This is a genomic window from Nocardia sp. BMG111209 (assembly GCF_000381925.1).
GTDB lineage: Bacteria > Actinomycetota > Actinomycetes > Mycobacteriales > Mycobacteriaceae > Nocardia.
This window is the reverse complement of record NZ_KB907307.1, coordinates 2,591,214-2,615,689: the sequence shown is the minus strand read 5'-3', so window position 1 is coordinate 2,615,689 and position 24,476 is coordinate 2,591,214. Positions and strand designations below refer to the sequence as shown.

Annotated in this window: 21 protein-coding genes and 1 pseudogene; 9 read left to right on the top strand and 13 right to left on the bottom strand. The window is 68.9% G+C overall.

Going from position 1 to position 24,476, the window contains the following annotated elements; genetic code table 11:
* Window positions 1–125: 125 nt before the first annotated feature.
* The 4 genes and pseudogenes from G361_RS0112065 to G361_RS0112050 all read left to right on the top strand — a co-directional run bounded on the left by G361_RS0112065 (window position 126) and on the right by G361_RS0112050 (window position 4,085).
* The gene (locus tag G361_RS0112065) at window positions 126–1,631 is read left to right on the top strand and encodes a PucR family transcriptional regulator (protein ID WP_019927338.1); all 1,506 of its coding nucleotides are present in this window, start codon (window positions 126–128) and stop codon (window positions 1,629–1,631) included.
* 104 nt (window positions 1,632–1,735) lie between these two features.
* Window positions 1,736–2,194 (top strand): annotated as a pseudogene (locus G361_RS51790) (DJ-1/PfpI family protein); the annotation flags it as partial.
* Window positions 2,195–2,441: 247 nt separating this feature from the next.
* Window positions 2,442–2,690 (top strand): helix-turn-helix domain-containing protein, encoded by a 249-nt coding sequence (locus tag G361_RS50285; protein ID WP_019927336.1) that lies wholly within the window; start codon window positions 2,442–2,444, stop codon window positions 2,688–2,690.
* A 54-nt stretch (window positions 2,691–2,744) separates the two neighbouring features.
* Window positions 2,745–4,085, top strand: a complete 1,341-nt coding sequence (locus G361_RS0112050; RefSeq protein ID WP_019927335.1) for a DJ-1/PfpI family protein — start codon at window positions 2,745–2,747, stop codon at window positions 4,083–4,085.
* Window positions 4,086–4,125: 40 nt separating this feature from the next.
* On the opposite strand, the gene G361_RS0112045 is transcribed toward G361_RS0112050, so the two are convergent.
* Complete coding sequence (locus G361_RS0112045) at window positions 4,126–4,590, bottom strand: thioesterase family protein (protein WP_019927334.1); 465 nt, start codon at window positions 4,588–4,590, stop codon at window positions 4,126–4,128.
* Between the two features lie 340 nt (window positions 4,591–4,930).
* On the opposite strand from G361_RS0112045, the gene G361_RS0112040 reads away from it, so the two are divergent.
* The gene (locus tag G361_RS0112040) at window positions 4,931–7,243 is read left to right on the top strand and encodes a tetratricopeptide repeat protein (RefSeq protein ID WP_019927333.1); all 2,313 of its coding nucleotides are present in this window, start codon (window positions 4,931–4,933) and stop codon (window positions 7,241–7,243) included.
* Between the two features lie 22 nt (window positions 7,244–7,265).
* Here the strand turns inward: G361_RS0112040 and G361_RS0112035 are convergent, their stop codons facing one another.
* The 9 genes from G361_RS0112035 to G361_RS46870 all read right to left on the bottom strand — a co-directional run bounded on the left by G361_RS0112035 (window position 7,266) and on the right by G361_RS46870 (window position 17,845).
* Entirely contained in the window at window positions 7,266–7,613 is a 348-nt protein-coding gene (locus tag G361_RS0112035) for a gamma-glutamylcyclotransferase family protein (protein WP_019927332.1), read from the bottom strand.
* A gap of 4 nt (window positions 7,614–7,617) precedes the next feature.
* A complete protein-coding gene (locus tag G361_RS0112030; RefSeq protein ID WP_019927331.1) occupies window positions 7,618–8,112 on the bottom strand; it encodes a nucleoside deaminase in 495 nt (164 codons plus the stop codon).
* A 300-nt stretch (window positions 8,113–8,412) separates the two neighbouring features.
* Complete coding sequence (locus tag G361_RS0112020; RefSeq protein WP_196814467.1) at window positions 8,413–9,624, bottom strand: CdaR family transcriptional regulator; 1,212 nt, start codon at window positions 9,622–9,624, stop codon at window positions 8,413–8,415.
* A gap of 736 nt (window positions 9,625–10,360) precedes the next feature.
* On the bottom strand, window positions 10,361–11,986 hold the full coding sequence (locus G361_RS0112015; protein WP_019927328.1) for an MFS transporter: 1,626 nt from the start codon (window positions 11,984–11,986) through the stop codon (window positions 10,361–10,363).
* Between the two features lie 458 nt (window positions 11,987–12,444).
* A complete protein-coding gene (locus G361_RS0112010) occupies window positions 12,445–12,714 on the bottom strand; it encodes a hypothetical protein (protein WP_019927327.1) in 270 nt (89 codons plus the stop codon).
* Entirely contained in the window at window positions 12,711–13,436 is a 726-nt protein-coding gene (locus G361_RS0112005) for a GAF domain-containing protein (protein ID WP_019927326.1), read from the bottom strand. Before G361_RS0112005 ends, G361_RS0112010 begins: the two co-directional genes overlap by 4 nt.
* On the bottom strand, window positions 13,433–14,293 hold the full coding sequence (locus G361_RS0112000; RefSeq protein WP_019927325.1) for a metal-dependent hydrolase: 861 nt from the start codon (window positions 14,291–14,293) through the stop codon (window positions 13,433–13,435). The genes G361_RS0112005 and G361_RS0112000 overlap by 4 nt, the downstream gene beginning before the upstream one ends.
* A gap of 252 nt (window positions 14,294–14,545) precedes the next feature.
* Window positions 14,546–16,003: a FadR/GntR family transcriptional regulator gene (locus G361_RS0111995; RefSeq protein ID WP_019927324.1), complete on the bottom strand. Its 1,458-nt coding sequence runs from the start codon at window positions 16,001–16,003 to the stop codon at window positions 14,546–14,548.
* Window positions 16,004–16,726: 723 nt separating this feature from the next.
* Window positions 16,727–17,845, bottom strand: a complete 1,119-nt coding sequence (locus G361_RS46870; protein ID WP_196814466.1) for a CdaR family transcriptional regulator — start codon at window positions 17,843–17,845, stop codon at window positions 16,727–16,729.
* Between the two features lie 353 nt (window positions 17,846–18,198).
* Between G361_RS46870 and G361_RS43290 the strand changes: the two genes are divergently transcribed.
* From G361_RS43290 to G361_RS0111975, 3 genes are all read left to right on the top strand, one after another.
* A complete protein-coding gene (locus G361_RS43290; protein ID WP_019927322.1) occupies window positions 18,199–19,047 on the top strand; it encodes a serine/threonine-protein kinase in 849 nt (282 codons plus the stop codon).
* A 96-nt stretch (window positions 19,048–19,143) separates the two neighbouring features.
* Complete coding sequence (locus G361_RS0111980; RefSeq protein ID WP_019927321.1) at window positions 19,144–20,394, top strand: hypothetical protein; 1,251 nt, start codon at window positions 19,144–19,146, stop codon at window positions 20,392–20,394.
* Window positions 20,395–20,594: 200 nt separating this feature from the next.
* On the top strand, window positions 20,595–20,993 hold the full coding sequence (locus tag G361_RS0111975) for a PPOX class F420-dependent oxidoreductase (protein ID WP_019927320.1): 399 nt from the start codon (window positions 20,595–20,597) through the stop codon (window positions 20,991–20,993).
* Window positions 20,994–20,998: 5 nt separating this feature from the next.
* Here the strand turns inward: G361_RS0111975 and G361_RS0111970 are convergent, their stop codons facing one another.
* The 3 genes from G361_RS0111970 to G361_RS0111960 are packed head-to-tail and all read right to left on the bottom strand — an operon-like array spanning window position 20,999 to window position 23,510.
* Window positions 20,999–21,949, bottom strand: a complete 951-nt coding sequence (locus G361_RS0111970; RefSeq protein WP_196814465.1) for an alpha/beta hydrolase family protein — start codon at window positions 21,947–21,949, stop codon at window positions 20,999–21,001.
* Entirely contained in the window at window positions 21,946–22,821 is an 876-nt protein-coding gene (locus G361_RS0111965) for an MHYT domain-containing protein (RefSeq protein ID WP_019927318.1), read from the bottom strand. The genes G361_RS0111970 and G361_RS0111965 overlap by 4 nt, the downstream gene beginning before the upstream one ends.
* An 11-nt stretch (window positions 22,822–22,832) precedes the next feature.
* Window positions 22,833–23,510 (bottom strand): hypothetical protein, encoded by a 678-nt coding sequence (locus G361_RS0111960; RefSeq protein ID WP_019927317.1) that lies wholly within the window; start codon window positions 23,508–23,510, stop codon window positions 22,833–22,835.
* A 500-nt stretch (window positions 23,511–24,010) separates the two neighbouring features.
* Between G361_RS0111960 and G361_RS0111955 the strand changes: the two genes are divergently transcribed.
* Window positions 24,011–24,469: a PPOX class F420-dependent oxidoreductase gene (locus G361_RS0111955; protein ID WP_026342957.1), complete on the top strand. Its 459-nt coding sequence runs from the start codon at window positions 24,011–24,013 to the stop codon at window positions 24,467–24,469.
* The last annotated feature ends 7 nt before the right edge of the window (window positions 24,470–24,476 follow it).

Below are 24,476 nucleotides of genomic sequence, written 5' to 3'. Positions count from 1 at the left end.
GACAACCGAAGTCTGTGCCCGCACGCCGACCTGCGACAGGGCCGATCTGTACAATCTGCTGCCATGGATTCGCCATTTCGTCCAATCGCGGCCGCCGGGGCCCGGACGAACGGCGTGCGGCGCCGATGACACCGGCGGTCTCCCTGCGCTGGGTGCTGGCCCAGGCCGATCTGGCGCTGCGACTGCGCGGCGGCGACCAGGGCCTGGATCACGAGATCGACCTGGTGCTGACCACGGAACTCGGTAAACCCTTCCCCTGGCTGTCCGGTGGTGAGCTGGTGCTGACGACCGGCTTGCGTCTGCCCGGTTCGTGGCAGGGCCGCACCGCCTACCTGCGGGGATTGCAGGCCTGCGGCGTGGCGGGGCTCGGATTCGGCATCGGCCTGTCCCATCCGGAGATCCCCGGCGATCTGATCCGGACCGCCGACCGGATCGGCCTGCCGCTGCTCGAGGTGCCCCTGCCGACACCGTTCGCGGCCGTCATCAAGCGTGTCTCCGAGCGACTGGCGGAACTGCGGTACGAGGAAGCCGTGCAGGCCTCCCGGGCGCAGCCCCGCATGACCCGGGCCGTGGTCGCCGGTGGCGCGCCCGCGGTCGTCCGGGAACTGGCCGGCTCCCTCGGCGGCACGATCGTGATGCTGGACCGCGCGGGTACGGTCCGGTATTCCGCTCCGCCGGAAGCGGTTCCGGACCTTCCCGCCGAAATCTCCGCCGACAGCGGCGTATCCACCGATCCCGCGGGCGGGACCGTCACCTGGCAGCAGATCGCGGTGGGGCGCAAGCGATACGGCCGGCTGGTCGCGGTCACCGCGGCGCCGCTCAGCAATATCGGCCGCATCCTGCTCGGGCACGCGGTCTCGCTGCTCGCGCTGGAATTCGCGAAGACCGCCCGGCTCGAGTCGATACAACAGTCGTTGAACACCCAGGCTTTCGAGCTCGTCCTCGGCTCGGCCGGAGAGTCCTCGCCTGCCCGGGATCAGCTCGCCGCGGCCGCCGACGCACACGGCCGGATCCGAATCATGGTGGTGCGCTGCGTGTCCGACGCCGATGCGGCCGACGCCGGACGCGAGATCGCCGACGTACTCGAGCGAACCGACCTGCCCCGGTTCATCGCGGTGGCACCGCAGCGGACGATCGTGGCGCTACCGGCGCAGGGCGCACCGGCATTCGCACACCGCCTGTCCGATCGGTTGCGCGGCCCGCTGCGGCAGCGAATCCGGATCGGGCTCAGCGCACCACATCCCCTCGCGCAGGTGACCGAGGCCGTCGACGCCGCGACGCTGGCCGCCTCGGCCGCCGCCCTCGGCGACGCGCCACTGGAATTCGGTCCGGCGACCGGTACGGCCCTGCTGGCCTCCGCGACCACCAGGGCCGTCCTCGACACGGTCGCCACCGCCGTCCTGGACCCGCTGATCGAGCACGACCGGGTGCACGGCACCGAACTCTTCGGATCCCTGCGCGCCTTCCTCGAGGCCAACGGCCACTGGGAGTCGGCGGCGACCGCCCTCGGCGTACACCGGCACACCATGCGCAACCGGATCGGCGCGATCGGGTCGATCATCGACTGCGATCTGAACCTCGCTCGCGTGCGCGCCGAACTGCTGCTGGCGATACTGTCGCGCACCACCTGACCCGGCCGGCATGTCGAACCCGGTGTGCGGACTGCCGGATCCGTCCGGTCGATGTGCGTGATCGGGCCTTACCGTGACCGTTCACGCTGGATACGGTCGAGTGTGTGAACGTCGTGTTCCTGGTTCTGCCGAAGGTCAACCTGCTGGATCTGTCCGGTCCCGCGCAGGTGTTCTCGGCCGCGGCGCATGCGGGTGCGGATTACGCGCTGAGTTTCGTCGGCGGGGAGCGCGCGACGGTCAGCGCGCAGGGGCTCGGGTTGTGCGGGCTCGGGGAGCTCATGCCGGTCGGCGCCGACGATCTGGTGGTGATCGCCGGTCCGGACCTCAGCGGCTATCGCGCCACGGATACCGGACCGGTCCCGCCGGAGGTGCTCGACTGGGTGCGGGCCGCCTTCGGCGCGGGTGCGCATCTGGCGTCGATCTGCACCGGCGCGCTCGTGCTCGGTGAGGCGGGGTTGCTCGACGGACGGACCTGCACCAGTCATCGGAGTGTGCTCGCCGCGATGCGGCAGCGGTATCCGACCGCGCAGGTGGTCGACGATGTGCTGTTCGTCCACGACGGGCGGGTGAGTACCAGCGCGGGAATCGCCTCCGGTATCGATCTGGCGCTGTCGTTGCTGGAGTTGCGGCACGGACCGGCGCTGGCCGCGGCGGTCGCGGGTGAGCTCGTGGTGTTCGTGCGCCGCAACGGATCCGCCGCGCCGATGAGCCCGTTCCTGGCCCACCGTGACCATCTGAATCCGGCGGTGCATCGGGTCCAGGACATTCTGACAACCGACTTCGGGTCGCCGCACACCCTCGAATCCCTCGGTGCGGCAGTGCATCTGTCGCCGCGGGCTCAGCCGGGCCTTCGCCGAAGCCACCGGGACCACGCCGTTGAAATATCAGCAGGAACTGCGGATGTCGCATGCCGAGGCGCTGCTCTCGACGACCGACCGGAGCATCGACGAGATCGCCGCCGCGTGTGGTTACACCGACACACGGCATTTCCGGCGCCTGTTCGGCGCCAGGCACCGGATCTCGCCCGCGACCTACCGGACCGTCATCCGACAGCACTGAAACAGACTCTGCAACAACATGTTACGTATCCATCTTCGTGGAAGGTACTTTCCTGTGCGCACCGTGCTCCGCCGTCTCGCCTGGATTTCGCTGAGTGCGGTTCTGGCCGTGGCGACTTCGGCGGCCGTGCTCGGCGCGGGGGTCGCGACCTCGATGGCGCGCGACTTCGCGGTGCTGCCCGTGGCCGGGCCGCTGCCGCCGGTCCGGCCACGGGATCCGTCCGGCCGGATCCCGGTCGCCGTGCTGCTCGGCGCCGGCGGGTCGGTGGCCACCGACGCGCTCGGACCGTTCGACGTCTTCGCCAGTTCACCGGAATTCGACGTCTACACCGTCTCCGTGCACCGCCGGCCGCTCGCGCTGTCCGGCGGGCTCACCGTCGTCCCGGACTACTCGCTCGACGATCTCGCCGCGGGGCGGGCACCCGCACCCGCGGTCGTCGTGGTGCCCGCGCTGACGGATCCCACCGGCAGAGACGAAGCGCCACTGCGAGAGTACCTCCGCGAGGCCCACGGCGCCGGACGGATCGTGATGAGCGTGTGCGCCGGCGCACGGGTGCTCGCGGCCGCCGGTGTCCTCGACGGCAGGTCGGCGACGTCGTTCTGGTCCGATATCCCGGGCCTGTCCTCGTCCTATCCCCGGACCCGATGGCAATCGGGGGTGCGCTGGGTGCAGGACGGCGACATCCTCACCACCGCCGGGGTCAGCTCGGGTATCGCCGGCGCACTGCGGCTGGTCGCGCAACTCACCGGACCGGCGCGGGCCGCCGAGGTGGCGTCGTCGATCGGGTATCCCGGCGGGCGGCCCGACGTCGCGGAAACCATTCCCGCGCACCGTATCTCGGTGGCCGACTATCCGTACGCCCTCGCCGCCGCCCTGCCCTGGTTCCAGCCGCGCCGGGGACTCGGGCTCACGCCCGGCGTGGACGAGATCGCCGTGGCCGCGGCGGCGGAAATGTATTCCGGCGCTTCGTTTCTCGACCATCTGATACCCGTCGCCGCGGAACCGGTCGTGCGCACCCGGCACGGGCTCACCCTGCTGGCCACCCCGGTCGATGCGGCCGGGCGCCTCGATCGCCTGATCGTCCCCGGCGTCGCCACGACCGATCTCGGCCGGCCCGGCACACCGATGTACCTGCCGCACGCCGACCGGCGGCCCGGCGAGTCGGCCTTCGAACCGATCTTCGCCGACATCGCCCGCGACGACGGCCGGCACACCGCCGCCACGATCGCGAAATACATCGAATACCCACTGACCGCGGCACTTCCGGGAGGAACGTTCCCGCCGCGCATCCTCGGGCTCCTGGCCGCCGTACTCGGCCTCGCGATCGCCGTCGCACTGCTGCCGTACCAGGCCCTGCGATTGTCCCGGCGCCGCCTGGCCCACCGCCGGACCTGAGCCGCCGGAACACATGTCCGGCGGCCGTGCTGCGATCCGCCTAATCCATATGCGCCACCAGGTGGAAATCGCCGGGCAGGCACAACAGGGTCGGCTCGGTGGCGCGAGTGGCCCACTGCCGCATCGGATCACCGACCAGCTTCCGCTCCCGCAGATTCAGCAAGCCGCTGACATGAGCGACGGTGGCCGCGAGTTCGCCGTCGGCGCGGGTGAGTTCGTGCTCGACGCGGTAGGTCTTGCCCTCGGACCAGATCCACGAGCAGGTGATGTCCACGGTGTCGCCCGCGCGCAGCTGCCGGTGATAGCGGATGGTGGTCTCCAGATTCACCGGTCCGAAGCCGTCCGCCAGGAGGTCGGCCACCGAAATGCCCGCGGCCTGGACACATTCGAAACGCGCGTGGTCGGCGTACTGCTGGTAGGCCGAGCCGGTGACGTGGAGTTGCGGGTCGAGATCCGACAGCCGGACCTCGAGCCGGATCGTAAACGGTTCACGGGGATTCGCCACGGCCCGAGGTATAGCAGAGCCCACCGACAGGTTCGGCCGATCCGATACCGGGCAACCATCCGGCGCGACGGGAACCGGTCGGTTCGGTCGGCGGCCTCGGAAGTTCAATTCCCGCAACGAGATCGGCCGCCGTCGGGGCCGGTGTGGACATAGGATCGGCGATGGTCTCGCGGATGAGTGAATCGAGGGGAAGACCATGCTGGATCCCGGTGTCGCTGGGGCTCACGGCAACTGCCCGGCCGGCAGGCGAACGACCGTCGGTGATGACGTGACCGGCACCAGCACCCGCTGACCGGTGTCGATACCTCAGGGCCCCGGCGACCGCGGTACCGAACCACACATGACGGTCGTCGCCGCCGGTCATGCGCAACAAGCCACCGTGCGTGACGTCCACGGTGATGTCCACCTGACGCGGTACGAAGCAGCGCCGGCCCCGGCGGAACCGGTCACGGCGGGCCTTCCGCCGGCGCCGCGCACCTTCCTCGGCCGTGATCGCGAGTTACAGGCGATCCTCGACGCCGCGGGCCGGGACGAGCGGGTGGTGGCGATCCACGCGATCGACGGCATGGCCGGGGTGGGGAAGACGACCCTCGCCACCCGGGCCGCCCACGAACTGGCGGGCCGGTTCCCCGACGGCCGCTACTTCGTGGAACTGCACGCGCACACGCCCGGTCACACCCCCGCCGATCCCACCGAGGTACTGGCCGGTCTGCTCAGCGGTCTCGGCCTGGACCCGCACCGAATCCCGCACACGTTCACCGGCCGCCGGGATATGTGGCGGCACCACACCGCCGGTAAGAAAGCGCTGGTGGTGCTCGACGATGCCGCCGACCGGCGCCAGGTCGAGCCGCTGTTGCCCAGCGGTGCGGGATGTCTGACCCTGATCACCAGCCGGCACCGGTTGCGGCTGCCCGATATGCAACCCCTGCCGGTGAAGGTCCTGCCGAATGTCGCGGCCGTCAACCTGTTCCTCACCCTCGCCCGCTGCGATACGCGGCATCCCGACGAGCATGCCGCGGCGGGGCGGATCGCCGCGTTGTGCGGATTCCTGCCGCTGGCCATCGGGCCGATCGCCGGGCACATCGCCCATCACCCCACCTGGACCAGCGCCGACATCGCCGAGTACGCGGAGCAGATGGCCGAGGCGGTGGACCGCCTGACCGCGCTGGATTTGCCCGGTGACCTGGGCGTGCGAGCGGCGTTCGATCTCTCGTACGAGGCGCTGCCGCCGCAACGGCAGCTGGTGTTCCGCCGGTTGGGTCTGCATCCCGGTCGTGACCTCGAACCGCACGCGGTCGCGGCGCTGGCCGGTATCGACCTCGCCACCGCCCGCGCGGAACTGGAGGCCCTCTACACCGATCATCTGCTCGACGAGACCGCGCGGGGCCGATACCGGTTGCACGATCTGCTGCGCGACTACGCGCGGTCGCTCAACGTCGCCGATCCCGCGACCGATATGACGCGTGCGATGCAGCGGCTGCTGGATCACTACTCGCAGCACACCGATACGCCGACGCCGGTGTGGGCCCGCGCCGAGCGGGACAACCTGTTGGCCTGTGTGGACCACGCCGCGGATCGGGATCCGGCCCGGATGGTCGCGCTGACCTCGTCCCTGGAGCCGCTGCTGTTCCAGGACGGGCCGTGGCCGCTGGCCGCGCGGTTGCATCGACGCGGCGCGGATGTGGCGCAGCGACTCGGCGATCGTCCCGGGGAAGCCAACGCGCTCAGCAACCTCGCCCGTGTGCTCTGGGTCACCGACGATTATGCCGGCGCCGCCGGACTGCATCAGCAGGCGCTGGTCCTGTTCCGCGCCATCGGTGACCGGGTCGGCGAGGCGAATGCCCTCGGCGCGCTCGGCGATGTCCGGCTCGTCACCGGCGAGTACGCCGCCGCGGGCGAACTGTTCCGGCAGGCGCTCACGGTCTTTCTCGAGACCGGTGATCGGCTCGGCGAAGCGAACGCGCTCAACGCACTCGGGCGGGTATACCGGGTGACCGGTGCGAATGCCGCTGCTGCCGAGGTACTCACGCGCGCTCTGGTCGTCTACCGCGAGATCGGCGACCGGCTGGGTGAAGCGGGTGCCCTCCACACCTTCGGCGAGATCCGGCTGGTCACCGGTGAGCACGCCGCCGCGACCGAGCTGCTGCAACAGGCGCTCACGCTGTCGCGGGAGGTCGGTGACCGGCTCGGGGAAGCCAATGTGCTGCACACATTCGGTGATGTCCGGTCGGCCACCGGCGATCCCACCGCCGCGGAGATGTTCCAGCAGGCGCTGACGATCCATCGGGAGATCGGTGATCGGCTCGGTGCGGCCAACGCGCTCGCCGCGCTCGGTGATGTCCGGCTCGCCGCGGGCGATCTCGACGCCGCGACCGAGCTGCTGCGGCAGGCGCGGACCCTCTTCACGGAAATCGGTAACCGTCTCGGCGAGGCCAACGTCCTCCACACGCTCGGCCGCGCACAGCGAATCGCCGGTGATGCCACTGCCGCCGAGCTGCTGCGACAGGCGCTGAACATCTTCCGGGAGATGGGTGATCGGCTCGGGGAGGCCGACACGCTCGCTGTCCTCGGGGATGTCGGGCCGGATCCCGGGACGCCGCGCCGGACGCCGGTGCGTGTGATCCACTGGATCCGCCGGTTCCGGCTCACCTAGCGGGGGCGAAACCGGGCCACCGTCAACGGGTTCCGGTGGCGAGGACGTAGACCCAGGCGTCGGCGCCGGAGCGCAGCGGGACCCGGATGCGGGTGTAGGCGGCGACCTCGTAGGCGTCGGCGGTGGCGAGTTCGTCGTCGGTGAGGGTGAAAACCGTTCCGGGGATACCGGTTTCGGTGGTGGCGGGGCGGAGGATCGGGTGGCGGTCGCTGCCGCTGGTGGCGATGACGGCGGGGTCGGTGATGGTGGTCTCGCCGAGTTCGTAGCCGGTGATCTCGTCGCCGTGCCCGTCGAGTTCGCGGCCGAAGACGCTGCGCTGCACCTCCGGTTGCCGGAGGGTGCCGTAGGAGAACAACAGATGCGTGGTCATGGCGTCAGTATTCGATGCGGTCGGGGTGTTGCCGCCACGCGCGGAACGGCGCGTCGTGGGAGTCGACCCGGTGATGTGCGACCGGTATCGGCCAGGTTCGGCGATCCTGTTCGAAGAGCCGGTAGAACGCCAGATCGTCGAATCCCGCTCGGGCGGCGTCGTATCGGTCCGCGGCGTAGATCACCTGATCCACGCGGGACCACAGTGCCGCGGACAGGCACATCGGGCACGGTTCGCACGAGGAGACCAGCAGACAGCCGGCCAGGGAGAACCGGCCCAGCGCTCGGCAGGCGGCGCGGATCGCGACCACTTCGGCGTGCGCGGTCGGGTCCAGGCCGGTGACGACCTCGTTGGTTCCGGTAGCGACGATGTTGCCGTCGCAGAGGATCGCGGCGGCGAACGGGCCGCCGCCCGCGGCCACATTGGTGGCGGCCAGTCGTACGGTTTCGGCCAGCCAGCGGTCGTGCTCGCCGAGCCAGGCGCCGGGTGCTGTGCTCATGACAGGCTTCTCTCTCGAACGGGGACAACGCCGGAACCGGGTTGTCGGTCCGGTCGGCCGGAATCGAGAAAGGGTTACCGTCCGTGGGCGATGCAGCCCAGCGGCCAAGCGGTGCGGTGCGCGTACCGCCGGCGATCGGCGGACGGGACGGAGCCGTTCGGCATGGGGGACACCGCCTTTCCGGGTACGAAGCTGTGCACAGTCATGCTCGCGGCACGATGTTGCGATCGATCGCCTCGTTTGTTGCTGCTGCGTAACCGTGGTGCCCGGTCGCTGTCGTGCCGGGGTGCGCTCACCGGATCACGAAAATGACCTAATCGACGGTGATATTCCGGCCAGCGGCATGTCGTCGAGTCCGGTGTTGTCGTACGCGATCAGGCCCATCCGGATCCGGAACAGTTGGTCCGGAATTCGCACGTCCAGTCCGGTCAGCTGCTGGATCCTGGTTATCCGGTAGTCGAGCGTATTGACGTGGATCCGGAGATCCGCGGCGGTACGACGGCGGTCGAGATTGTTGCCGACATGCAGGCGCAGGGTCTCGAGCAGATGCGGTACCGGGACGATGGGTGCCACGATCGCGGCGAGATGATTTCGTTCGGCTCCGGGCCGGGAGAGCAGATGATCTATGGCGAGGTCCTCGAGGCGGTAGAGCCCGGCGGGCAGCCTGCGTTTGCGTGCGAGTGCGACGAGCTCGTGCGCATGATCCGCGGTCGTGCCCAATTGGGATTTCTCGCTCTGCAGCACCGCCATGTGGACCTCGCGATCCAGCGTGCGGAGGAATTTCTTCGCCACCGCGCCGGTATCGCACGCGGACAGTTGCGTGGTCGGGATGAGCAGGGTCGCGCCGCGCCGGCCGGCGACGACCAATACGCCCGGGTGCGCGACGGCGAGATCGTCGTGCCGGCCGGACCACCATCGCCGGATCTCGTCGCGATTCTCCAGGGGCTGTGTGAAGGCGGCCGCGAACACCCAGTAACTCTCGGCGATCGCGATGCCGTTGGATCGGGCCAGAATGGTCGGATCCCGTCCCGCCAGGAGTGCGGATGCCACCGCGTGCACGGCCCGGTCCCGCCGGTCGCCGACGCGGGCGAGTTCGCGCAGATACGACCTGGACACGGCCATGGTGGCCGATACCAGCGCCTCGAAAAGGTATCGCAGGATCTCCCGATCCACCTCGCCGTTGCGTTCCTTCGCCAGCTCGTCGATGAGGACCCGCATACCCGTGTGCAGGCAACCGGTGAGGAACGGGAGTGGTATGTCGTTGTGCGCGCATCGAGCGGCATACTGTTCGAGTTCGATCAGCAGGTCGCCGCCGTTGTGCCGGCCCATCAGGGCGCTGGCGAGTTTCAGGCAGTTGTTGGCCGTGGAGACGATCTCACCGTGCCGGGCGACCTTGGCGATGGCCTCGTCCGCCATCAGGTTGTCCGCGATAGTATATGTCAGGACAGAAAGGTTGCCGGCGATGAGCGTGGCGCGATCCAAGGGTGGCGACTGGCGATTCGGTGCGGTCACGGAATTGACTCCTAGAAAGCAAAGCGCGCCGTCTCGAGAGCGTCGGCGCACTATGGCTGTCGAGCTTTGGAATGTGCCGAGGATCGGTCTTTCCGATCGCATGTCGAAGGGCGTTATCGCGTCGACGGAATCAACTGTCTTACCTTTCCTGGGTGGCGCCGTTGCCTGATGAAACCAGTTTCGAGTAACCAGGTTACACCTCGTTGAGCGGAGGTTCAACATTCTGTCGAGGGGTGTTCCGCTGCGGTTGGCGCGACGTGTTGAGTCAATGTTCGACTCTCTCAGTCACATTGTCGTTCCGGGCCGACTTCGGTAGTGGCTCCGGGCCGTTCACGTCGACGTCGTCGGCGCGCGGACGTGGGAGAGGTGGCCGACCGCGGCCTCGGCGGGTGCCGTGGGCGGTGCGTGCGGGGGCCGGAGATGCCGACGATGTCGGGCTGTGCTGCCGCCGGGCCGTGGTCGGCGGCAGGGCATCGCCGACCGCCGGAGATACGGCAGTATCCCGGAAGGGGCGACGTCGCGCTGGAGATTCCGCGGAAATGCCCGCCGGAAGTCGGCCGGCGATATCGGCCGCCGAAATTGTGACAGCTTCCGAAATATTCGGGGCCCGTCACCGGAAACGTGATTCCGGGCGCCGCCGAATTATACGGAAGAATGTCTGCCGATAGGCGCGCCGGCGCCCGGCGCGGAAATCATCCCCGCCGGGCGCCGTCGCCGGTCCGTTCGGTTGCCGGAATTACGGGACGATGATTCCGGCGGTGCTGGGCCGGCGGCCGTGCCGCATGAATACGGCGATGAGCAGTGCGACGACGACCGTCGCGGCCATGAACCAGAAGCTGAGGGTATAGCCGCGGTCACCGAAGACCTGAGGGATGGGCTGGTCGATGGTGCGGCCCATGACCTCGATGTGCGCGGTCAGCGGGTTCGCGGACTGGAAGGCGGCCAGGATCGCGGTGCCGATGGCCGAGCTCAAACCCATTGTGACGCCGAGCATTCCGGATCCGATACCCTGCTGGTCCGCGGGCAGGCCGTCGACGATCAGTACCGATCCGGCGGTGTAGAAGAACGCGAAGCCGATGCCGAAGACGCCGGCGAGGATCGCGAAGGTCACCCAGGAGTAGTGGGTGATGGCGACCGCGGAGCCGGCCGCGACGGCGCCGGTGATCACGCAGGCGACGATCGCGAGGATCCGGGCGCCGATGCGGCGGGCGAGCATGCCGCCGATCACGCCGAACACGAGTCCGGCGATGCCGGTCATGATCGTGATGTGCAGGGCGAATCCCAAGAGGGTGAAGCCGTTTCCGTAGTGGTAGCCCGGGTGCAGGGTCACGTGGACCGCCGATGCGGGCAGCGTCACCCCGGCGGTCTGATGCGCCTGGGCGACGATCTGCGCGACGATGGTCTGTTTCAGGCCGTCCTGGTCGGGAGTCTGGGTCATGTAGCCGGTCGCGGTCGGGTTGACGGCGAGGACGGCGCCACCGAAGAACATCAGCAGCAGGGTGAGGCCGACCTTGGGACTGCGCAGCAGTTTCATGTCCATGATCGGTGCGCTGGAACGGGATTCGATCAGCGGGAAGGCCGCGACGAGGATCAGGCCGGCGATCAGCCAGGCCAGCGTGGCCGGCTTGCCCCAGCCCCAGTCCTGGCCCTTGTCCACGTAGATCAGTACCAGCAGCGTGCCCACCGAGAGGGCGAGGATGCCGAAGGGCCGGATGCGCTGGCGGACACGCAGTTTCGATTCCGGCACGATGAGCAGGAAGGCCACCATCGTCACCACGGCGTAGCCGGCCAGGAACCAGAACATGGCCCGCCAGTCGAAGTTGTCGACCAGCAGTCCGGCGACGACCGGGCCGATCAGCGAGGAGAACCCGACCCCGCCGGCCACGACGCCCAAGGCGACGGGAATGTAGTTGCGGGGCAGCAGGTCCCGGATCAGTCCGTAGGAGATCACCATCATCACGACGGTGAAGGCCTGCAGGCCGCGGCCGGCCAGGAACACCCACCAGTTGCTGGTGATCGCGTCGAGCAGGCAGCCGACCAGGAAGAAGATCCCGCACACCAGGAAGATTCGCTTCTTCCCCCAGACATCGCTGAGCTTCCCGAGGATGGGTGTGGTTGCCGCGCCGACGATTCCGGAGATGATCACTGCCCAGTTGATGTCGGCGCCGACGTGCGAGAACGTGGTGGTGATCTTCTGCAGGGAGGCGCCGACCATGGTCAGCTGGAAGGCGGTGACCTCCGACAGGAGCACCATCGCCACGACGATGGCGAGGATCCGCCCGCGCGGTGTGTCGTCGGGCAGACGTCCGGTGTCGGGCTGGTCGACGGTCTGTACTTGGGGAACGGTGGGGACAGCGGCCATCGGGGCTCCTGGGTAGGCATGCCGATCAGCGACAGGACCCGTGCGTACGGCACTGCGGTCCGGCCGGCGGCGGTGTTCTCGTAGGTGATTTCCGCGCACGACACAGGAAGGCTCGCGCGTGGCTCGGGCGCTGTGCGGGCGCCTCGAAAGCGACTCGCCGGCAATGGATCATGCGCCGGGTGCGTACTCCGGCGGTGTCCGCGGACGGCCGACGGTGTTGTCGCCGACCGGAGGCGCCGGGGTTGTCGTGCGGGACGCACTCGGCGTGTCCTCCGTCACACGAAAGTGAACACCTACTCACTACGGAAGTCAATGACTTCGACCGGAGAAGTTCGGTCGGGCGGCCGGAACGGCCGCGGTTCGAAGGGCGGGAACTCCGCATCGGAGCTCTCCCGTTCACCGGAGTAGCAGGCGTGGCCGGAGTCGGATCGACCGCAGACCGGTGTCGCCGCACCCGTTCAGTGGCTGCGCGAGATGTGGATGATGTGCAGATCGTCGCCGACCTGTCCGTGGTGGCGCCGGATGGTGACGGTGCCGGGATGCCATTGATGTCCGGTGGTGGCACGCACGCGGATCGGTACGACGGTGCTGTCGCTCGGGTCGGCGGTGCGCAGCGCGCGGCTCGCCGCGTGCAGGATGTCCCAGTCGTCGAGGTGGAACAGCCCGGGATCACCCGGATCCGTATGCCCGATCCAGGTGGGCCGGTCCCCGATCCATCCCGCGATCACCGGGGCGGCGAAGGTGGACGAGAAGGCGAGCAGTGCCGCGGCGGTGGACCGATCCCGGTGCGGCCGAATGTGTTTCGGTGGGCCGACGGCGCCGCGGCCGGTTCGGTGCGGCTGATGTCGACGATCAGGCCACGAATGTCCGTGCGGTGGCCGGCTTTCCGGCTGCGGGCGATCACCTGCCAGGTCATGAGGCTGCCGCGGTCGTGCAGGACGGTCGCGGTGCCGGCGAATGCGCCTCGGTCGCGTGGCGCGGTGGTCAGGCGAACCAGGTCGGCGGCGGTGTCGAATTGCACGATCTTGCGCAGACATTCGTCCGGCGACAGCGTGCTCCGATACGCGTCCGTGGCCTCGGATGCCATCAGCCAGGCCTCGGTGGACAGCCCGACCCGGCCGGTCTCGGAGTTCCAGCCGATACCGGCCACCGGGTCCGGCGGGGGCGGCAGTCCGGCGGGATCGCCGATCCACAGGTGCAATCCGTGCACCTCGCCGTCGGGACCGAGTATCGGCAGGGCCTCCAGGTGGCGGGGGCCGAGCCGGCTGAAGACGCGCTCCCCGATTTCGGTCCGGTCCTGCCGGATGACGTCCAGGTAGCCGGCCAGGTCGATGCGCTCGTGGCGCTCGAGCAGCGCGGCCGGGATCCACGACCCCCGGCGGCCGTCGACGGACACGATGGTCGGCGGTGTGCTGCCACCGGCCAGGCTCTCGATCACGTACCAGGTCACGACAGGCCGGCCAGGAAGGCGAGGGCGGTGTCCGTCGAGCCCTCCCGGTCGGGATGGAAGCCGGGCCGCAGATAGCGGGGGATCGCGGCGCCGAGTCGGCGCCAGCTCGGCAACAACCCCTTCCGGACCGCGCGATTGTGTTCGGACACAAGATATTTCGCACCGGGCCGGTGCGGGTCGGCGTCCATCAGATAGGCGGCGCCCCAGAACCAGAACCACAGCAGCAGCACGGTAGCGATCGCGAAGCCGGTGACGCGGCGGAGGTAGCGGGCCGGGCCGCGGCCGCCGAGGTGGACGAAGACGTCGTAGGCCACCGCGCGATGCTCGACCTCCTCGGCGCCGTGCCAGCGCAGCAACTCGACCATGGTCGGATCGGCGCCGGCCTGTTCGAAGGCGGGTGTGTGCAGGATCCAATCCCCGAGGACGGCGGTGTAGTGCTCGATCGCGGCGATGACGGCCAGGCGCAGGCGCAGCCATTCCCGGCGCGGTATCGGGATCCGGTGCGGGGGACGGTGGCCCAGGGGTCCGTCGAAGACCCGCTCGAGCCGGTCGACGAACGGCTGCCCGTCGAGGCCGGCGTCGGCGAGGTGGTTCAGGACGACGGAGTGCGCGACGCTGTGGGTGCCTTCCTGGCCCATGAATCCCTTCATCAGGGCTTCCAGTCGCGGGTCGCGGACGCGGGGCAGGGCCTCGCGGAACACCTGGATGAACCACCGTTCCCCGGGTGGCAGCAGCAGGTGCAGGGCGTTGACGACATGGGTGGCGGTCGGCTCACCGGGGATCCAGTGCATCGGCGTGCGGTCCCAGTCGAAGGTGGCACGCCGAGGTCCGATCCGGCGCGGGATCGAGTTGGACATAACAGTCCCATCACGTGTTTGAGAGGGAGATTCTTTAGATTGGAGAGGATGGTATCCATGGATCCGGTCGTCATTCCGGGTTGTGCGATCTCTATGTGAAAAGTCGGAACCGGGTTCTGGCCGTGCGCAATCCGGTAACACATGCCCAGGTGGGCAAGGCCCTGTGGCGTCGGCAGTGCTTACGCGGGTAAGTCTCCGGCCCTCATGCGGGTGGGGCCGAGGCGGTGCCCGGTGTGCGCCGGGCTCTCCTGATCAGTGGGGGAGGGTGTCGAGATGGCGGCGCATCCGGTGCCGGGCGAGGGCCGGATCGCCGTGCCGCATGGCATCGAGGATGCGCTGGTGCGCGTGCCGGCTGTCGTCGCCGGTCCCCGGCGCGGGCCGGTCGGCCGCACGCCGGTGGCGGAGTTCGATGATGACCGAAAGGTACAGTGCCAGCACCGGATTACCCGCCAGTGCGGCGAGTTCGGTGTGGAACGAGCCGGACTGTGCTCGTTCGACGGTGCCCTCGCACGGGCCCGGTGCGGCGGTGACCGGCCGCTCGAGCAGTTCCGCACCGCCGGTGGCGATCCGGGCCGCGGCCCGGGTGACGATGCCGAGTTCGAGCGCGCCGCGGACGATTCGGGAATCGTCGGCGGTGACGCGTTCGTATTCCAGCAGCAGTGCCATGGTGTCGACACTGGCCTGCGGTTCGGGCTCGGCGACGACCAATCCGCCACCGGGCCCGGGACGCATGCGCGCCACCGAGTGATACTCCAACAGCCGCACGGCCTCTCGCAGCGCGGGGCGGCTGATGCCGTATCTGGCAATCAGTTCCGTCTCCGAGCCGAGGACGGTGCCCACCGGCCAGCCCAGGTCCGCGATATCGTCGTGGATCCGGTTCGCCAGCACCTCCGCCAATTTGGCCGCCGGTTCGGCGGCACTGTCGAAACCGGCGCCGGGATTACGGGTGCTGCGATGGGCCCGGCTCGGATCGACCCAGGCCGACAACTGCTCGAGATGGGTGGTCAGCGCGACCTGCGCGCAGGCGCCGTCGCCGTCGATCACCGCCTCGGCGATCGCGCGATGGACCGCATGCGAATCCTGCCTCGTCGCAGCCAGTTCGGCCTGTGATCGCCGGCGGGAGGCGTGGGCGTACCGGGTGGTCAGGCGGGCCAGCACGTCGATGAACACGTGCAGCAACGGATTTCCGGACAACCGGCCGATCATCGTGTGCACCGGATCGTGCGCCCAGCACTCCGGGCCCAGCAGATGCGCGTACTCGTCGCGAACGGCGGCGCGCAGGGCGGCTATTTCGTCCTCGGTGATGCGGTCGGCCGCCAGGCGCGCGGCGACCGGCTCCAGCAGCGCCCGCGCCTCGAGCAGATCGGTGATGCCGGTGCCGACGTATTCGAGGTAGATCACCATGGCGCGGATGGCCGGTTCGGCGTCGGGTGCGCAGACGAACAGGCCGCCGCCCGGCCCGCGCCGCATCCGGGCGACCTGGTGGTGTTCGACCAGGCGGACCGCCTCGCGCAGCACCGGCCGCCCGACCTGGTAGTGCGCGCGCAGCTCGCTTTCGGATCCCAGGGATTCGCCGACCGGCCAGCCGCGGCGGATCACGGTCTCCTCGAGGTGCCGGGCGATCTGGGCGGCCAGCCGGCCGGTGCCGGCCGCGACCGACTCGTCGGCGGATTCGCCGGCGGCGGAATCGTTCTCGCCGACGCCGGCCATGTACGTACTCCTCGTGGATATTTCGGTGCCCGGACCGACAGCACGCGGCCGGGAGCCGGCGCGATCTCGGAGCGAACCACATTCGAGAGTACCTACGACCGGCCCTGGCGCCGGTACGAACCCCCGAGTCCCGTGTGCGCCCTTGACTTCAAAAGAGGTAACTGATCAGTGCCGAGCCGGCGGCGGATCCGAGCGAGCACCTCGGGCCTGGTCGGCCCGGTGCGGTGTGGTCCCGGCGGTCGCGGGTGATCGCAGGAATCGGACAATGAGTTCCGTTATTGGCTCGTTCGATGGTCAAATTGCGTGGTCTGTCCCCTAGTCGGGAGTTCGGTTACCTCTTCTGTGCGGGTGAGGCTCCGGGTCCTGTTCCGAGAAGGGAGCGCCGAGTGCTCGCATCGGTGCCGCGGCCGGTGTCCGAAGCCTTCGGGCACCACAGGACGCTGCCGTTCGCCGATGTGAAATAACAGTACTGATTATCGCGCTGGGTGGGCAGCGGATTCCGCTGACCCGAGGCCCGGCCGAACGGCACCGGCACCGGCCGGGTTGTGCGTACCGATGAGGTCGCGTGCGCGGTGCCGCGTTGTTCCAGGCGAGCGATACCCCTCAGTCGCCTCGCCGTTGTACGAGTGGGGGAGTGGAGCGCGGACTCCCCCGCTCTGCCGCGCCCCCGGCGACAGCCGGCACCGATGCCGTGTCGCCGGGGGACGGCATCCGCGCACCGGATCACCGGTGCGGCAAGCGCTCTCGTCGATCCGGCGATGCCTCGCGGCGAAGGATCAGGGCGGCCTGGAGCCGATACCGGTCGAGCAGGCAGGCGGGCTCCAGTCCGGTGAGTTCCCGGATCCGGACCAGTCGCCGCGTCAGAGTGGCCGGGTGAATCCCGAGTTCGTGTGCGGCATATGCCGCGACGGCCCCGGTGTCGATGTAATGGGCCAGCGCGTCGAGCAGTTCGGGATGGCCGTCGAGCGGGTCGATGACCGCCGCCAGCAGTTCGCGGGCGAGACCGGGCCGCGTGAGCTGATATTCGATCGCGAGATCCCCGAGCCGGTACAGGCCCGGCCCCCGGTCCAGCCGCTCGACGAGGTCGAGCAGCTGATGCGCGTGCTGCCGCGCCTGAGGTACCTGAGCTGCCGTGGCGCGTACCGCCACTGCGGTGAAGCTGACCGCCGCGAGGCCCGCCGATACCGCCAGCGAGCGTTCGAGCAGATCGCCGGACTCGTCGGCATGGACCGGAATGAGCAGGGTTCCGGCGGTGTCGGCGACGATCGGGAGGACGGTGTCGTGGAACACCCGCAGCTCACGAAGCAGTCTGCGCATCGCAGTCGTGCGCGCCGAATGTGTTGCGGTGTGATCGGCCGGCGGCGCCAACTGGATCGCGACGGCATCGTAGATCCCGGCCGCGGTATCCCCGCGCTCGAATCCGTTCCCGAGCAACGCGAGTGCCGATGATCGACCGGCGGCCGGGGGAGAGGCGAAGTAGGCCCGCCTGGCGGGGTGGTACGTGTACATCACCCGCTGGAGAAGGTGCGGCCCCACGTCGAGGATCTTCCGAAGTTGCTGCGGCAGTGCCGATGTCGGACTACCGGCGAGCGTATCGGCGACCCGGCACAACGCCTGCTGCACCGCAGTCCGGGCTTTCGGAAACGCCAGTCCCGCATCCTCCCAACGCCGTACCGTCTCGTCGACGCGAGCCGCCCACGCACCCGTCAGGCTGCCGTCGTCCGAGGTGACGAATTCCCAGCACAGCCGATATGCCTCGGCATCGGCACGCAGGAGTATCCGCTGGGTACGGTGGTCGCGCACGAGATCGCGAGTCCGAGGGGCGGCTGTGGGTGTGGCCATACGACGCTGTCCTGATCGGTGAGGCATCGGTGCGCAGACCTGCACCGATGGCACGGCGAACATTCCGTAGCTGCGAAGCAGGCACTGTGCGATCGAGCGATCACGCTCGACGCCACGAGAAACGATGGGCGACAGCGGAGCTCGGTACCTCGGCGCTCACCGGAGTTCTTGCCCGGACGCGGGTGACAAGAATCCCATTAGTAAGTGAGCGCCTAATTACTAATGGTGACCAGTGTTGCCGACGCTGTCAAGCGGCAGTATTCGCATGGGCAGAGATGCTGCGGCGCAACCGTATCGCCGACAGCGGCAAGGGGCCGGCTCGGCGGGTGCCGTCGGCGACCTAGGCTGGGGCGGTGTTGTTGCAGCCGGAGGATCGGTTCGCCGGGTTCGTCGTTCGTGCGTTACTGGGGTCCGGTGGTAGTAGCGAGGTGTATCTCGCGGAGGATGTGTCGCGGCGGCGTTCGGTGTCGTTGAAGATCCTCGGGGCGGCGGAGAGCGAATCTCCGGCGGGGCAGGCGCGATTCGTGCACGAATACGAGCTCACTGCGCGACTGCGTCATCCGGCGATCGTGCGGGTGTGGGACCACGGCCGGTTCGAGGGGCGGATGTGGCTCGCGGCCGAATATGTCGAGGGTGTGGCGGCCTCGGAACTGGCTCCCGCGCTGCACGACAGCCGGGATCTGGCGGTTGCGCTGGAGGTGCTGGCGGGAATTGCCGACGCGCTGGACTACATTCACGGCGAGGGTGTGCTGCATCTGGATGTCAAACCGGCCAATATGCTGGTGCACCAGAGCAATCCGACCCTGGTCAAGCTGTCGGATTTCGGATCGGCGCGACGGACCGACGAACCTCCGGCGGTGCGGGACGGTTTCGTCATCGCGTCGGTTCCCTATGCGGCGCCGGAATTGTTGCGGGGTGGGCCGCTGGTCGCGGCGACCGATCAGTACGCGCTGGCCTGTTCGGCGGTGGAGCTGCTCTCGGGGCGGCCGCCGTTTCCGGGATCGAGCCGGTTCGCCATCGCGCACGCGCAGGTATCCGCTCCGCCGCCGGACATCTCCCGGCGGCAGCACTGGATCCCGCATGCGGTCGCCTCCATCCTGGACAAGTCGCTCGCCAAGGATCCGCGGGCCCGATACGACTCCTGCACGGAACCGATCCGGCTGATCACCCACGCGTTGCGCGACATCGATCCGGCCGAGTGAAACCGCTGCCGATGAGCTCCGCGCGGCCGGATTCGTGCGGGTCGGCAGGGCTGTACCGGGATCGGTGACCGGTTACCCGGGTGTCATGATGAAGTGATGCCACCCGATCCATTGCCGCCGGACATGCAGGAAGTACTACGGCTGGAAGCGGAAGCCTGGCGCTTGCACGCACACGACGTGGACGCGGCCACTGCGCATTACGAGTTCGCGTGCACCCTGGTCCGCGAGCTGATCGTCGCGGAGCCGCACCGGCCGGACCACTGGTACCAGCTCGGTTCGATGCTGTACTCGCTCGGTGAATGGTATTTGGAGGCAGGCGATTACGAGTCCGCGACGATAGCTCTCGACGGCGCCGAGGCGGCCTACAGCAGGCAGGGCGAAACGGAGACCAGCGAGCTCGTCGCGGATGTCGTGTTGCGGCGGGCCAGGGTGCACGCCGCGGCGGCGCGGCCGCTGTCCGCGATCGTCGACGCCCAGTACGCCGCGCTGTCCGCGCTCGACGCCGACTGGCCGATCGAATCCTCCGCGCGGGTGCTCGCCCATGTCGGCCGGGTGCAGTTGATGATCGGTGGCGACCCGAATCTCGCTGCCGCTGCGGCGGATTGGTCGGTGCGGGCCTATCTGAGTACCTTCCGCACGACCGAGACGCCGGCCCTGGATTCGGCGCATACGATCGCGCTGCGGGTGGCGGCCAACGTATCCCAGGTCGTGCACAGTGCCGCCGGGCGCGAGGATATGGCCCGCGCGGCGCACAAGCTGGTCATGGCCACCGGCGGCACCATCGAGTGCCCGGGATCGGAATACATCCGCGCCAATCAGCCCACGCTGGCGCGGGTGCTCGCCGCCGCCGACCACGGTGGCCTACCGGCGACCTTCACGGCCTCCTCGCCGGAGGACGGAATCCTGGTGCCGGCCATGCGTTGTCACTCGCAGCCCTGCCCGGGACTGGCGAAGACGCTGGCGCAGTTGCAGATCGGGGTTCCGAACCGGGACCAGGTGCTGCTGGGCCTGGAGGCGCACGCCATCTTCGCGGCCGCGTCGCAGGACGGTGTGCCGGGTACACCGGCGCAGACCGGCGATTTCGGCACGGCCTGGGCGGCGGTGGCGGTGAACTTCGGTCAGCGCATGTTCGAACAGGACGAGCTCACCGCGGCCGCGGATGCCGCGGCCTGGCTGAACGGCATCATCGGCCAGCTGGTGCCGCGTGCCCTGGTCGATCCCGAGATCCACGGCATCGTGCTGGACTGCCTGAACTGGCAGCGCCGGATTCACGACGCGACCGGCGACGTCAAGGCGGCGGCTCAGGTCAACCGGACGATCACCACCTTGGCCGACCCGGTGCCCTGATCCGGCCCGCCGCACCCTCGTTACGTGCGGTTTTCAGCACAGCAGCGCCACGTGGCGCAAATACGAACCGGCGCAGTCCGACTGCGCTCGGCCGGACTCTCCACGGACCTGAAATCTAGCAACGCTAGACAGACTAGCGGGGTGGTGTTATCTTTGCTTCAAGTCCTAGCGCCGCTAGATTTCACCGAGGAGTGATCGATATGAGCTTCACCGTCAACGAACAGCAATTCCTCGCCGAGGCCGGGATCGGCCGGCTGGCCACGGTGTCGGCCGACGGCGTCGTGCAGAACAATCCGACCAACTACCGGGTGAACGCCGACGGCACGATCGATATCGGGGGCATGCGGATGCGCGCCAGCCGGAAGTATCGCAATGTCGAGGCGGGCAGCCGCGTGTCGTTCGTCGTCGACCAGCAGGTTTCGGTGGAGCCGTACGTGATTCGCGGCATCGAGGTGCGCGGCACGGCCGAGGCGCTCGACGATCAGGAACCGCCGTTCCCGCCGCAGGAGCGCGCGGTCATCCGGATTCACCCCGACCGGATCATCTCCTGGGGCATCGACGGCGGATCCTTCGACTTCACCGGTCGCGGCGCCGAGTAGTCCGGTCAGCCGAACAGTCCCCAGTCGGCCACGGCTTCGTGCAGTGCGCGGGCGAACTCCGGCCAGCTGTGCAGTCCGCAGTCGTATCGGACCGTGACCTCCGCGCCGGCGGCCCGTGCCGCGTCGGCGAACGCCGGGGTCTGGAGCCGGATGACCGGCTCGGCGAGCGCGAAGACGTTGATATCGCGGTCGTCGGCGCACGGCGGTCCCCCGGCCGAGAGGAAGACGCGGGAATTGCCGAGCCGGCCGACCTGGGCCATCGGATTCATCGAGGTGGCGAAGGGGCCGTCCGGCGGCCCCCAGACGTCCTCGTAGCGGACGGCGCTTCCCGCCGCCGCACCCATCGCGAGCGCGAACAACGTTGTCATGGGCGGGGATTGGATATCGGGCAGGGCCGGGGAGAGCGCCGCGACGGTCCCGAAGTAGTCGTCGGCGAGTTCGGCATAGCGCAGGGCCCCCTGACCACCCATGGAAATCCCTGCGACAGCGTGGAATCGGCGGCCGGGCCGGATCCGGAAGTCGTGCTCGATCCGCGGGAGCACGGTGCCGAGATGGAAATCGGCCCACTGCGGGCCGCCGGTCGCACGCCAGTTCGTGTACATCCCGATGGTGCCCGCATCGGGCATCACCACGATCGCCCCGCTCGCATCGACGGACTCCGCGAGACCGGGAGTGTCGGTCCAGACGGTCGGCCGGTTCTGCGCGCCGTGCAGCAGGTAGAGCACGGGGTAGGTCGCATCGGGATGCCGGTCGTATCCGGCGGGCAGCCGCACCTCGACCTCGAGCCGGGTGCGGCCGCCGGCGAGTGTCCCGCCGGCGGCCGAGGTATCGATCGACGGGTCGTCGAAGGTCAACTGCACTGTGCGGGGCCCGGTTTCGGGCGCCGCGCCCGCCGGAGCGAGCGTGGCGCCGAGCAGACCGGCCACCAGGATCGCGGCCGGGGCCCAGCGTCTCACCACTGCGGCCGGGGCGCTGCCGGTCTGCCCCGGGGCGGCCCGGCCGCCGGGCCACCCGGTGCCGGGCGCCGGACCGGACGCGGGGTGGGCGGGGGCCCGAAGGCCGGCGGGGGACCCGACGGGGGTGGCCGCGGGCCGCCCGCCGACGGCGGCGGTGGTTCGTGGTCGTCGCTGAGCCCCACGTTGATGAACAGCAGCATGGTGATGACGGTGACCCCGATCATCAGCGGGAGCAGCAGTTGCACCGCGTCGGCGCCGGACGGTGCGATGTCGACGGCCGGTCGCTGCGCGTGGATGGCGGACATCCCGGTGTAGTGCATACCGGTGACCGCGACACCCATGATGAGGGCGGCGCCGAAGGCGGCCGCCAGTCCGCGCACATGCATGGTGAACCACAGTGCGGCGGTCGCGGCGACCACCGCGATCACCACCGACACCGTCACGAGCAACGTCGAATAGTGCAGCACCGCATCGGATCTCATCGCGTACATGCCCGAGTAGTGCATGGCCGTGACGCCGAGGCCGGTCACCGCGCCGCCGGTCGGCAACGCCCAGAAGGTGTTCTTCCACCGTGTCACGATCGTCAGCCCGGCCCAGACCACGACGATCGCGATGACGGCGCTGGCCAGCGTGAGGGGGATGTTGTATCGGATCTGTGCGGCCTCGATCGAGAATCCGAGCATCGCGACGAAATGCATGACCCAGATACCCGTGCCGCCGATGGCGACGGCGGCCGCGATCAGCCAGCCCTGCGGTTGCGCGACGGATCGGGCCCGGCGCGCGCACTGCAGGCCCAGCAACGATCCGATGACCGACATGACGTAGGCGATGACCGGAGTCACCAGCCCGTACGTGAAATGGTGGACTTCCATCTCGACGGGGGCTATTGCCCGGCTTGCCGGACCGGGCAGCCGTGCGCGAGCGGTCCGAGCAGCTTGTTGTTGTCGTAGAAATGCTCGAGTTCCACGATGCGCAGATCGTCGTCGACCTTGGCGATCGTCATACCGAACAACTCGACCAGCTCACCGGTCGGCGCGTGGCCCTTGTACTCGCCCTCGTAGCGACCCCAGTGCCGCCACTTGAACGTCACGACCGGCGGGCCGGTCAGCACCTCGAGCACCTCCCAGAAGAAGCCGCCGGGCAGCGCCTGATGGAAGATGTGGTGGGAGGATTCGAAGGTCTCACCGGACGCCTCGTAGTACGGGTTGTCGCCGATGAGGATGTTGTAACTGCCGATGCGGGCGAACTCCTCGGCATCCTGCCAGGGGCCGCCGTTGACCCGGCCGCGGTAGTGCTCGGCCACGACCGACACCCAGGTGGCCGGATCCTTCTTGTGCGAGACCTCCATCTCGAAGACCTGCACCAATTCCTCGACGATCGCCTCCAGCGATCCGGCCGCGTGACCGGTGCTGCGTTCGGTCGGCATGACGGTCGCCGACAGGTGGTAGTCCGGTACCGCGTCACGCCAGTGATCGGGTTCCGTCGCGGCCACCACGGCGTTGCGTCCTTGCAGATGCAAGGGCACCTCGGCTGCGGCGGATTCTGTTGTCTCGACACTCATTCGACATCTCCTGTTTCCAGTCCAATTGCGGGCCAACGAACCTCGGAGGGCGGATAGAAAGTATCAGCGAGCGGATCCGCTGTCGCGCCGGGCGTAATCGACCTGGACATGAAATATGGTGTCCTGCATGGCATATAAGCGACACGTCGCGACACGTGCCGAACAGTCGGGAAGCTATTTTAGAGGAGTGACGTTGTGTCCGTTCGGGTTACGTGCCGACGGATGGCGCATATGAGCAAGTGGTGTCGACGGGATGGTGCGTGAACTGGCTTGCCGGATAGTTCTTTTCGAAACCCGCCGGTCACGGGCGACGCGGTGTCGCGAACGGCGGGCGTATCCTCGCGTCCCGATGTGACGCGGGTGACACCGCGACGGCATCGACGTCGGCGGGCGACGGTGCGGCTACCGATCGGGGCCGGCGGCGCATGCGGGGGCAGCGGTCCGGCTAGGGTCTGATGCGTCATCAGCTTCGCTCCGCTCGTCGATATGGAGGAGGAACGTTGCCTCGAATTGCCAAGGCCGACGAGGTGGACCTCGCCGGGCTGCTGGAGTTCGTCCGTCCCCGGCACCGCGCGGTCCTCATCACCACCCGGCGCGACGGCCGCCCGCAGAGTTCGCCGGTGAGCTGCGGTGTCGACGCCGAGGGGCGGATCGTGCTCGCCACCTATCCGCAGCGCGCGAAGACCGGCAATGCCCGTCGTGACCCGCGGGTCTCGTTGTGTGTGCTCTCCGACGACTGGGACGGACCCTACGTCCACGTCGACGGCCACGCCGAGGTCCTCGACATGCCGGCGGCGCTGGACGGGCTCGTCGAGTACTACCGGTCCATCGCCGGTGAGCATCCGGACTGGGACGACTACCGTGCCGCGATGCGGCGGCAGAACAAATCGCTGCTGCGCGTCACGATCGATCGCTGGGGGCCGATCGCCACCGGCGGATTTCCGCCGGACCTGGCGTAGTTCCGGT